This is a genomic window from Ramlibacter sp. GCM10027632 (assembly GCF_042675325.1).
In the GTDB taxonomy this organism is placed as follows: domain Bacteria; phylum Pseudomonadota; class Gammaproteobacteria; order Burkholderiales; family Burkholderiaceae_C; genus Ramlibacter.
The window spans coordinates 293,499-303,480 of sequence record NZ_JBHTGW010000004.1 but is presented as its reverse complement, the minus strand read 5'-3'; the positions used below and the strand labels follow the sequence as shown (position 1 = coordinate 303,480).

Genomic DNA, 9,982 nt, shown 5'->3' with positions numbered 1-9,982 from the left:
CCGCGCCGTCGCCCGGCCCGCGCCGGCCGCCGCCACCCCGCCGGCCGCCGCCGCGCCCAAGCGCCCCTGGGGCGCCATGCTCGGCGGCCTGGCCGCGGGCCTCGGCCTGGCCTGGCTGGCCCACAGCCTGGGCCTGGGCGCCGAGTTCGGCCAGTTCCTGCTGTTCGGCCTGCTGGCCCTGGTCATCATGGTGGTGATCGGCCTGGTGATGCGCTCGCGCCGCGGCGCCGCCGCCCAGGCGGCCAGCCCCTACGCCCTCCAGGGCGCCGGCGCGCCGGCGGACATGGCCAGCGCACCGCGCCAGTACAACCCCGCCAAGGTCGGCAACGACGCCTCGGCCCGCCCCTGGGAGCAGGAAGGCGCCGCCTTCGAAGCCGCCCCGGCCCCTGCCGCCGCCGGCCTGCGCATCGGCTCGGCCCTGGCCGGCTCGCCGAACTGGAGCATCCCCGCCGACTTCGACGTGGCTGGCTTCGAGGCGGCCGCCAAGCGCAACTTCATCACCCTGCAGGACGCCTGGGACCGCTCCGATGTGGCTGTCCTGCGCTCGATGATGACCGATGGCATGGTGTCCGAGATCAAGGCGCAACTCGCCGAGCGCGAGAGCCACCGCGGCACCGAGGCGAACCGCACCGACGTGGTGATGCTCGAGGCGCAACTCCTGGGCATCGAGGACCTGGGCGATGGCTACATGGCCAGCGTGGAGTTCTCCGGCATGATCCGCGAGGAGCCCTCGGCCGGCCCGAGCCCGTTCCGCGAGGTCTGGAACATGACCAAGCCGCGTGACGGCAGCGCCGGCTGGCTGGTGGCGGGCGTGCAGGCCTTGCAATAAGGCACGCGCGAAGGCCTGTGCCGGCGGAAGTGCCGGCGTCTGCTGAAATAATGGGGGGCTATGGCGACACAGTCCCCCTTCGCATTTCTGGAAGCCCTGGCCGGCAAGGCCGCCGAGGCGCTGCAGCCGCCCCCCTGGGTGGTGGAAGAATCGCAGCGCCGCCTGGTGCTGGTGCTCAATCACGTGCTGGCGCAGGAGCCCGAGGCCCAGGCCCGCCTGGCGCGGCAGAAGGGGCGGGTGGTGGAGGTCGCCTGGCGCCACTACACCCTGCGGCTGGTAACCACGCCGGCCGGCCTGTTCGACCTGGCCCCGGCCGGACGTGGCCCGGACCTCACCCTCACCCTGACCCAGGAATCCCCCTGGGACCTCACCCAGGCCGCCCTGCGCGGTGACAAGCCCGAGGTGCGAATCGCTGGCGACGTGCAGCTTGCTGCCGAAATCAACTGGCTGGTCGACCACGTGCGCTGGGATGCCGAGGAGGACCTCGCCCGCGTGCTCGGCGACGCCCAGGCCCACACCGTGTGCGAGGGAGCCCGCGCCATGGCGGAGGCGGTCCGCCGCTTCGTCGGCGCCATGCCCCGGCCGGGTGGCGGCGCATGACGCGGTACCTGCGCGGCGCCTACATCGTCTGGATCGTCCTGCGGTTCGGGCTGGACGAGCTCGCCCTGAGCAGCTTCCAGCACCCCTGGCTGCGCGCGATGACGCGGCTGGTGCGCCTGGGCCGGCGGCTGGATGCCCCCCGCGGCCAGCGCCTGCGCGAGGCGCTCGAGCGACTGGGGCCGATCTTCGTCAAGTTCGGCCAGGTGCTCTCCACCCGCCGCGACTTGCTGCCGCCCGACATCGCCGAGGAACTCGCCCGCCTGCAGGACCGCGTGCCGCCGTTCCCCAGCGCGGTGGCGGTGGCCACCATCGAGCGCGCGTTCGGCCGCAAGGTGGACGAGGTCTTCACCAGCTTCGAGCGCGAGCCGGTGGCGAGCGCCTCGATCGCGCAGGTGCACTTCGCCACCCTGCGCACCCGTGACGGCCAGTTGCGCGACGTGGCCGTGAAGGTGCTGCGTCCGGGCATGCTGCCCGTGATCGAGAAGGACCTGGACCTCATGCGCATGATGGCGGGCTGGGTCGAGCGCCTGTCCGCCGACGGCCGCCGGCTCAAGCCGCGCGAAGTGGTCGCCGAGTTCGACAAGTACCTGCACGACGAGCTGGACCTGGTGCGCGAGGCCGCCAATGCCGCCCAGCTTCGCCGCAACATGGACGGCCTGGGCCTGGTCCTGGTGCCCGAGATGTTCTGGGACTTCTGCCATCCCGAGGTGATGGTGATGGAGCGCATGGACGGTGTGCCGATCAGCCAGGTCGACCGCCTGCGCGAGGCCGGAGTGGACATCAAGCAGCTGGCGCGCGACGGCGTGACCATCTTCTTCACCCAGGTGTTCCGCGACGGCTTCTTCCACGCCGACATGCACCCGGGCAACATCCAGGTGAGCCTGGACCCGAAGACCTTCGGGCGCTACATCTCCCTGGACTTCGGGATCATCGGCACGCTCACCGAGTTCGACAAGGAATACCTGGCGCAGAACTTCACCGCCTTCTTCCGCCGTGACTACAAGCGGGTCGCCGAGCTGCACATCGAGTCGGGCTGGGTGCCGCCGCAGACGCGGGTCGACGAGCTCGAGGCCGCGATCCGCGCGGTGTGCGAGCCGTACTTCGACCGACCGCTCAAGGAGATCTCCCTGGGCATGGTGCTGATGCGCCTGTTCCAGACCTCGCGCCGCTTCCACGTGGAGATCCAGCCGCAGCTGGTGCTGCTGCAGAAGACCCTCCTGAACATCGAGGGCCTGGGCCGCCAGCTCGATCCCGACCTGGACCTGTGGACCACCGCGCGCCCCTTCCTGGAGCGCTGGATGCTGGAGCAGGTGGGGCCGCAGCGTTTCTGGAAGGAGCTCAAGGCGCAGGCGCCCCTGTACGCCAAGCTGCTGCCCGACCTGCCGCGCCTGCTGCACGACTTCCTCCAGCGGCGCGACGCCGGCCACGGCCGCCGCGAGCTGCAGGAGCTGATCTCGGAGCAGCGCCGCACCAACCGGCTGCTGCAGGCCATCGTCTTCGGCGGCCTGGGTTTCGCCCTGGGCCTGCTGGCCATGCAGGTCATCGTGCGGGTATCCCTGTTCTGAGGGGCGCTTGCGCCGCACCCCCGATAATCCCGGCCGTTCCAACCCCTGAGGATCCCTCCCCATGCTGCTGACGCTGGTCATCGTCTATCTGCTGGTCACGATCGGCATCGGCCTGTGGGCGGCCAAGCGCGTCAAGAACACCGCCGATTTCGCCATCGCCGGACGCCACCTGCCTCTGGCCATGGTGATCACCACCACCTTCGCCACCTGGTTCGGCTCCGAGACGGTGCTGGGGATCCCCGCCAAGTTCATCAACCACGGCCTGGGCGGCATCGTCGAAGACCCGTTCGGCGCCGGTACCTGCCTGATCCTGGTGGGCCTCTTCTTTGCCGGCAAGCTGTACAAGATGACGCTGCTGACGATCAGCGACTACTACCGCGAGCGCTACGGGCGGGCGGTGGAGATCACCTGCTCCCTGATCATCATCGTCAGCTACCTCGGCTGGGTGTCCGCCCAGGTCACGGCGCTCGGCCTGGTGTTCAACCTGCTGTCCGCAGGCGCCATCTCGGTGCCGGCGGGCATGGCCATCGGCGTGGTCTCCATCCTGGCCTACACCCTGTTCGGCGGCATGTGGTCGGTGGCCCTGACCGACTTCATCCAGATGATCATCCTGGTGGTGGGCCTGGCGGTGATCGCGGTCTTCGCCGGCAACCTGGCCGGCGGCGCCGACAAGGTGATCGCCTTCGCCGCGAGCAAGGACCTGTTCAAGTTCTGGCCCGAGCCCACCTTCACCGACATCGCCTTCTTCATCGCCGCGGCGGTGACCATGATGCTCGGCTCCATCCCGCAGCAGGACGTGTTCCAGCGCGTGATGTCCGCCAACAGCGAGGGCGCCGCCCGCAAGGGCGCCGTGATCGGCGGGGCCTGCTACATCCTCTTCGCCTTCGTGCCCATGTTCATTGTGGCCAGCGCGCTGCTGGTGATGCCCGAGGAGTCGGCCCGCCTGCTCGAGGTCGACCCGCAGAAGGTCATGCCCACCCTGGTGCTGCAGAAGATGCCCTTCGTGATGCAGGTGCTGTTCTTCGGCGCACTGCTGTCGGCGATCAAGTCCGCCGCTTCCGCCACCCTGCTGGCGCCCAGCGTCACGTTCACCGAGAACATCTGGCGCCAGTTCTACCCCCGCACCAGCGACCGCAACGAGCTGCGCACCATGCGCCTGACGGTGCTTGCCTTCAGCTGCCTGGTGCTGGCCTACGCGATCCGCATGCAGGGCACGTCCATCTACGAGATGGTGTCCGGCGCCTACCAGGTCACCCTGGTGGGCGCCTTCATTCCCCTGGTGTTCGGCCTGTACTGGAAGCGTGCCTCCACCCAGGGCGCGATCTTCGCCATCGTCCTGGGCCTGCTCACGTGGCTCCTGTTCCTGGCCACGCCGGCCAGCGAGGTCTTCCCGGCGCAGCTCGCCGGCCTGCTCGCCAGCCTGGCCGGCATGCTGGTGGGGTCCCTGGGGCCGCAGGCGATCCCCAACACCCACGCCTCGCACCACAAGCTCGCGGGAACCTGAGCGCCGCAAGGCCTGCACCGCGCCCCTGGGCGCGGGCGGCCCGGCCGGATCTTGGATTTCCGGGCCCCGCCTATAATTGAAGGCTTTGCACCTCCCACCCCTGCCATGCCCATCTACGCCTACAAATGCGGCTCCTGTGGCCATGCCAAGGACGTCCTGCAAAAGATCTCCGACGCGCCCCTGACCACCTGCCCCGCCTGCGGTGGCGAGTCCTTCAGCAAGCAGCTGACGGCCGCCGGCTTCCAGCTCAAGGGCTCCGGCTGGTACGTGACCGACTTCCGCGGCGGCGGTTCGAGCAGCACGCCCGCCTCGTCCTCCACGGCCGCGGCCTCCGGCCCGTCGGGCTCCTCCGACGCCAAGCCCGCCGACGCCGGCGCCTCCTCCTCGTCGTCCGACGCGCCCGTGGCGGCCGCCGGCGGCTGCGGCGGCTCCTGCGCCTGTCATTGAGGCGGGCCCCACGGTGATGCCCCGCCTTCGCAAATGGCTGTTCGCCGGCCTGCTGGTCGTCCTCCCGCTGGCCATCACCGTCTGGGTGCTGCAGTGGATCCTGGGCACCCTCGACCAGACCCTCCTGATCCTGCCCACCGCCTGGCATCCTGACCGGCTGCTGGGGATCCACATTCCCGGCCTGGGCGTGCTCCTCGCCGTGGGCATCCTGCTGCTGGTGGGCGCCGTCACCAGCAACTTCATCGGCCGCCGGCTGGTGGCCTGGGGCGACAACGTCCTCAATCGCATCCCGGTGGTGCGCTCGATCTATTCCGGCGTCAAGCAGGTCTCGGACACGCTGTTCTCCGAGAGCGGCAACGCCTTCCGTACCGCGGTGTTGATCGAGTGGCCGCGCCCGGGGGTGTGGACCATCGGCTTCGTCACCGGCTCGCCGGGCGGCGACGTCCCCAACCACCTGCCGGGCGAGTACCTGAGCGTCTACGTGCCCACCACGCCCAACCCCACGGGCGGCTACTTCGTGATGCTTCGCAAGAGCGACTGCATCGAACTGCGCATGACCGTCGACGAGGCGCTGCGCTATGTCATTTCCATGGGCGTGGTCGTGCCCTCCGCGCCCGCCCAACCCCCCATCAAGTAACGCGCCCCCGAGGCGCCGGAAGCTGTTTCCATGTCCAGTCAGAAAATGCGTACGACCTACTGCGGTCTGGTGACCGAGGCCCACCTGGGCCAGACCGTGACCCTGTGCGGCTGGGTGAACCGCCGGCGCGACCACGGCGGCGTGATCTTCGTCGACCTGCGTGACCGCGAAGGCTACGTCCAGGTGGTGTGCGACCCCGACCGCCCCGAGATGTTCAAGACGGCCGAAGGCCTGCGCAATGAGTTCTGCGTGCAGATCAAGGGCCTGGTGCGCGCCCGCCCGGAAGGCACGACCAACGACAACCTCAAGAGCGGCAAGATCGAGGTCCTGTGCCACGAGATGACGGTGCTCAATGCCTCCGTCACGCCCCCCTTCCAGCTCGACGACGAGAACCTCTCCGAGACCACGCGCCTGATGCACCGCGTGCTGGACCTGCGCCGGCCGTACATGCAGAACAACCTGATGCTGCGCTACAAGGTCACGATGGAGGTCCGCAAATTCCTGGACGCCAACGGCTTCATCGACATCGAGACGCCGATGCTGACCAAGAGCACCCCCGAAGGCGCGCGCGACTACCTCGTGCCCTCGCGCGTGCATGACGGCAACTTCTTCGCGCTGCCCCAGTCGCCCCAGCTGTTCAAGCAGCTGCTGATGGTGGCCGGCTACGACCGCTACTACCAGATCACCAAGTGCTTCCGTGACGAGGACCTGCGTGCCGACCGCCAGCCCGAGTTCACCCAGATCGACGTGGAGACCTCGTTCCTCACCGAGGAAGAGATCCGCGACATGTTCGAGGGCATGATCCGCAGCACCTTCAAGCACGCGATCGACGTGGACCTGCCGGCCTTCCCGGTGATGAAGCACGCCGACGCCATGCGCCTGTACGGCTCCGACAAGCCGGACCTGCGCGTGAAGCTGGAGTTCACCGAGCTGACCGACGTCATGAAGGACGTGGACTTCAAGGTCTTCTCCGGCCCCGCCAACCAGGCCGACGGCCGCGTGGTGGGCCTGCGCATCCCCGGCGGCAGCGACATGAGCCGCGGTGAGATCGACGGCTACACCGAGTTCGTCAAGATCTACGGCGCCAAGGGCCTGGCCTGGATCAAGGTCAACGAGGTGGCCAAGGGCCGCGACGGCCTGCAGTCCCCGATCGTCAAGAACCTGCACGACGCCGCCATCGCCTCCATCCTGGAGCGCACCGGCGCCCAGGACGGCGACCTGATCTTCTTCGGCGCCGACAAGGCCAAGGTCGTCAACGACGCCATCGGCGCGCTGCGCGTGAAGGTCGGCCACAGCGAGTTCGGCAAGGCCCATGGCCTGGTCGAGGGCCAGTGGAAGCCGCTGTGGGTGGTGGACTTCCCGATGTTCGAGTACGACGACGACGCCCAGCGCTGGAACGCCGTGCACCATCCCTTCACCTCGCCCAAGGACGGCCACGAGGACTGGCTCGAGACCGACCCGGGCCGCTGCATCGCCAAGGCCTACGACGCGGTGCTCAATGGCATCGAGCTGGGCGGCGGCTCGGTGCGTATCCACCGCGAGGACGTGCAGTCCAAGGTGTTCCGCGCGCTGAAGATCAGCGCCGAGGAGGCCCAGCTGAAGTTCGGCTTCCTGCTGGACGCCCTCCAGTACGGCGCGCCCCCGCACGGCGGCATTGCCATCGGCCTGGACCGATTCGTCATGCTGATGACGGGCGCCGAGAGCCTGCGCGACGTGATCGCCTTCCCCAAGACCCAGCGCGCCCAGTGCCTGCTGACGCAGGCCCCCGGCCCGGTCGACGAAAAGCAGCTGCGCGAGCTGCATATCCGCCTGCGCAACCCGCAGCCGGCCTGACCCGGCGGCATCGCGAGGAGGGGCGCCACGGCGCCCCTTTTTCATGGCCGGTGGCTAGAATGGCCGCGACCAGCGCGCCCTGCCACCCACCGATCCCGCATGGCGCGCGATGCACTTGCCACCGGTGTCCGAACCCCGTCCCTTCAAGATCCCCGAATCCGTCCTGGTGGTGATCCACACCCCCGCGCTGGACGTGCTGTTGATCCGCCGCGCCGACGCCGAGGGCGAGTTCTGGCAGTCCGTCACCGGCAGCAAGGACCACGCGGGCGAGGACCTGCGCGAGACCGCCTGGCGCGAGGTGCTCGAGGAGACCGGCATCGACTGCCGCCCCGGCTCGCCGCTGCACGCCGGCCTGGCGGACTGGCGCCTGGCCAACGTCTACGAGATCTACCCGCGCTGGCGCCACCGCTACGCGCCGGGCGTGAGCCGCAACACCGAGCATGTATTCGGGCTGTGCGTGCCGGCCGGCACGCCGGTCACCCTCGAGCCGCGCGAGCACACCGAGTTCCGCTGGCTGCCCTGGCGCGAGGCGGCCGACGCCTGCTTCTCGCCGTCGAATGCCGAGGCCATCCTGCTGCTGCCAGAATTCATCTCATGACCCGGCTGCTTCGCGTCGCGACCTACAACATCCACAAGGGCGTGCAGGGCCTCGGCCCGGCCCGCCGCCTGGAGATCCACAACCTGGGCCATGCCGTCGAGTCGCTGGACGCCGACATCGTCTGCCTGCAGGAGGTGCGCAAGCTGCACCGGCGCGAGGAGCAGTACTTCACCCGCTGGCCCGAACTGCCGCAGGCCGAGTTCCTCGCGCCCGACGGCTACGCCAGCGTCTACCGCACCAACGCCACCACCCGCCACGGCGAGCATGGCAACGCGCTGCTTTCGCGCTGGCCCGTGGTCACGCACGGCCACGAGGACATGTCGGACCACCGCTTCGAGCAGCGCGGCCTGCTGCACGTGGAGCTGGAGGTCCACGGGCAGCCGCTGCATGCCATCGTGGTCCACCTGGGGCTCATCGCCGGCAGCCGCCGGCGGCAGGTCGACCGGCTCGGGGACTACATCGCGCGCGAGGTGCCGGCGCACCTGCCGCTGCTGGTGGCGGGCGATTTCAACGACTGGGGCCGCAAGCTGCGCGAGCCCATGGCCGGCCTGGGCCTGGCCGACTGCTGCGACGCGCACCCCGGGCGCGTGGCCACCTACCCCTCGCGCCTTCCCCTGACCCAGCTGGACTACATCTACGCGCGCGGCCTGGCGCCGCGCGGCATCAGCGTGCCCCGGGGGCGCGCCTGGGGACGCATGTCCGACCACCTGCCGCTGATCGCGGAGTTCACGTTCTGAGGCGCTGATGCCGCTGCGCCTGCCATCGCTGCGCGCGGGCCACGAGCTGCTGCTGCTCGAGGGGAGCGCGGAGCTGTTCCCGGCGATGGTGCGGGCGATCGACGCGGCCACGCATGGCGTCTGGCTCGAGACCTACATCTTCGATTTCACCGGCAGCAGCGTCGCCGTGGCCGAGGCCCTGGAGCGCGCCGCGTGCCGGGGCGTGGCGGTGCGGGTGGTGGTCGACGGCTTCGGCACGCCGCATGTGCCCGCCGCCTGGCGCCAGCGCCTGCAGGAGGCCGGGGTGGACTGGCAGGTCTACGCCCCGGTGGGCAGCCTGGGCGTGCTGTGGCCCGGCAGCTGGCGCCGGCTGCACCGCAAGCTGTGCGTGGTGGACGACGCGGTCGCCTTCTGCGGCGGGATCAACATCCTGGACGACCTGCACGACCCCAACCACGGCACGCTCGAGGCGCCACGGCTGGACTTCTCCGTGCAGGTGAGCGGCCCGCTGGTGGCCGACGTGCGCCGCACCATCGAGCAGGTCTGGCGGCGGGTGCGCGCCGTCCACACCCTGCGCCCGCAGGCCCTGGCAGATGCCCTGAAGACCCTGCGCATGCGCCCGGCGCGGCAGTCCCGCGGGCGCGGCGGCGCGCGGGCCGCGCTGCTGCTGCGGGACAACCTCTCGCACCGCGCCCACATCGAGTCGGCCTACCTGCGCGCCATCGGCCGGGCGCAGCACGAGGTGCTGGTCGCCAATGCCTACTTCGTGCCGGGCCGGCGGCTGCGCCAGGCGCTGGTGCGCGCCGCCCGCCGCGGCGTGCGCGTGACCCTGCTGCTGCAGGGGCGCTACGAGTACTTCATGCAGTACTACGCGTCGCGGCCCGTCTATGACTCCCTGCTGCGGGCCGGCGTGGAGATCCACGAGTACTCGCCAAGCTTCCTGCATGCCAAGGTGGCGGTGGTCGACGGGCGCTGGGCCACGGTGGGCTCCTCCAACCTCGACCCGCTGAGCCTGCTGCTGGCGCGCGAGGCCAACGTGGTCGTCGAGGACCCGGAGTTCGCCACCCTGCTGCGGGAGCGGCTGCTGCAGGCGATCCGCCTGCACGGCCAGGCCACCGACCCGGTGCAGTACGCGAAACGGCCGCTGCGCCAGCGGGTCCTGGAGCGGCTGGCGCTGGGCCTGATGCGGCTGGCGCTGCTGGTGCAGGGCAAGAAGTACCTGTGACCGAGGCTTGTCTACTTTCGGCCTCGAT

General features: G+C 70.0%; 10 protein-coding genes. All 10 read left to right on the top strand.

Annotated features, from left to right (window positions below):
* Positions 1-829, top strand: an 829-nt coding sequence (locus tag ACFQZY_RS08870) for a Tim44 domain-containing protein (protein ID WP_377415237.1), incomplete at its 5' end; no start/stop codon positions are given.
* 60 nt (positions 830-889) lie between these two features.
* On the top strand, positions 890-1,429 hold the full coding sequence (locus ACFQZY_RS08865; protein WP_377415234.1) for a hypothetical protein: 540 nt from the start codon (positions 890-892) through the stop codon (positions 1,427-1,429).
* Positions 1,426-2,994, top strand: coding sequence for a ubiquinone biosynthesis regulatory protein kinase UbiB (gene ubiB, locus ACFQZY_RS08860; RefSeq protein ID WP_377415231.1), 1,569 nt, complete (start codon positions 1,426-1,428; stop codon positions 2,992-2,994). Before ACFQZY_RS08865 ends, ubiB begins: the two co-directional genes overlap by 4 nt.
* A 61-nt stretch (positions 2,995-3,055) precedes the next feature.
* Positions 3,056-4,498 carry a sodium:solute symporter family protein gene (locus ACFQZY_RS08855; protein ID WP_377415229.1) on the top strand — a complete coding sequence of 481 codons (1,443 nt, stop codon included), beginning with the start codon at positions 3,056-3,058 and terminating at the stop codon, positions 4,496-4,498.
* Between the two features lie 105 nt (positions 4,499-4,603).
* Positions 4,604-4,945, top strand: a complete 342-nt coding sequence (locus tag ACFQZY_RS08850) for an FmdB family zinc ribbon protein (RefSeq protein ID WP_377415226.1) — start codon at positions 4,604-4,606, stop codon at positions 4,943-4,945.
* Between the two features lie 16 nt (positions 4,946-4,961).
* Positions 4,962-5,582 (top strand): DUF502 domain-containing protein, encoded by a 621-nt coding sequence (locus ACFQZY_RS08845; protein WP_377415224.1) that lies wholly within the window; start codon positions 4,962-4,964, stop codon positions 5,580-5,582.
* A 30-nt stretch (positions 5,583-5,612) separates the two neighbouring features.
* Positions 5,613-7,415 (top strand): aspartate--tRNA ligase, encoded by a 1,803-nt coding sequence (aspS, locus tag ACFQZY_RS08840; protein ID WP_377415222.1) that lies wholly within the window; start codon positions 5,613-5,615, stop codon positions 7,413-7,415.
* Positions 7,416-7,539: 124 nt separating this feature from the next.
* Positions 7,540-8,013, top strand: a complete 474-nt coding sequence (gene nudB / locus ACFQZY_RS08835; protein ID WP_377415220.1) for a dihydroneopterin triphosphate diphosphatase — start codon at positions 7,540-7,542, stop codon at positions 8,011-8,013.
* Positions 8,010-8,750 (top strand): endonuclease/exonuclease/phosphatase family protein, encoded by a 741-nt coding sequence (locus ACFQZY_RS08830; RefSeq protein ID WP_377415218.1) that lies wholly within the window; start codon positions 8,010-8,012, stop codon positions 8,748-8,750. Before nudB ends, ACFQZY_RS08830 begins: the two co-directional genes overlap by 4 nt.
* A gap of 7 nt (positions 8,751-8,757) precedes the next feature.
* Positions 8,758-9,954, top strand: a complete 1,197-nt coding sequence (clsB, locus tag ACFQZY_RS08825; protein ID WP_377415215.1) for a cardiolipin synthase ClsB — start codon at positions 8,758-8,760, stop codon at positions 9,952-9,954.
* Positions 9,955-9,982: the final 28 nt, after the last annotated feature.

What these genes read in the sequence shown, in the direction of transcription:
- ACFQZY_RS08865 (WP_377415234.1), top strand. Translation starts at nt 890, where the DNA reads ATGGCGACACAGTCCCCCTTCGCATTTCTGGAAGCCCTGGCCGGCAAG.
- ACFQZY_RS08855 (WP_377415229.1), top strand. Translation starts at nt 3,056, where the DNA reads ATGCTGCTGACGCTGGTCATCGTCTATCTGCTGGTCACGATCGGCATC.
- ACFQZY_RS08845 (WP_377415224.1), top strand. Translation starts at nt 4,962, where the DNA reads ATGCCCCGCCTTCGCAAATGGCTGTTCGCCGGCCTGCTGGTCGTCCTC.
- ACFQZY_RS08850 (WP_377415226.1), top strand. Translation starts at nt 4,604, where the DNA reads ATGCCCATCTACGCCTACAAATGCGGCTCCTGTGGCCATGCCAAGGAC.
- clsB (WP_377415215.1), top strand. Translation starts at nt 8,758, where the DNA reads ATGCCGCTGCGCCTGCCATCGCTGCGCGCGGGCCACGAGCTGCTGCTG.
- ubiB (WP_377415231.1), top strand. Translation starts at nt 1,426, where the DNA reads ATGACGCGGTACCTGCGCGGCGCCTACATCGTCTGGATCGTCCTGCGG.
- ACFQZY_RS08830 (WP_377415218.1), top strand. Translation starts at nt 8,010, where the DNA reads ATGACCCGGCTGCTTCGCGTCGCGACCTACAACATCCACAAGGGCGTG.
- aspS (WP_377415222.1), top strand. Translation starts at nt 5,613, where the DNA reads ATGTCCAGTCAGAAAATGCGTACGACCTACTGCGGTCTGGTGACCGAG.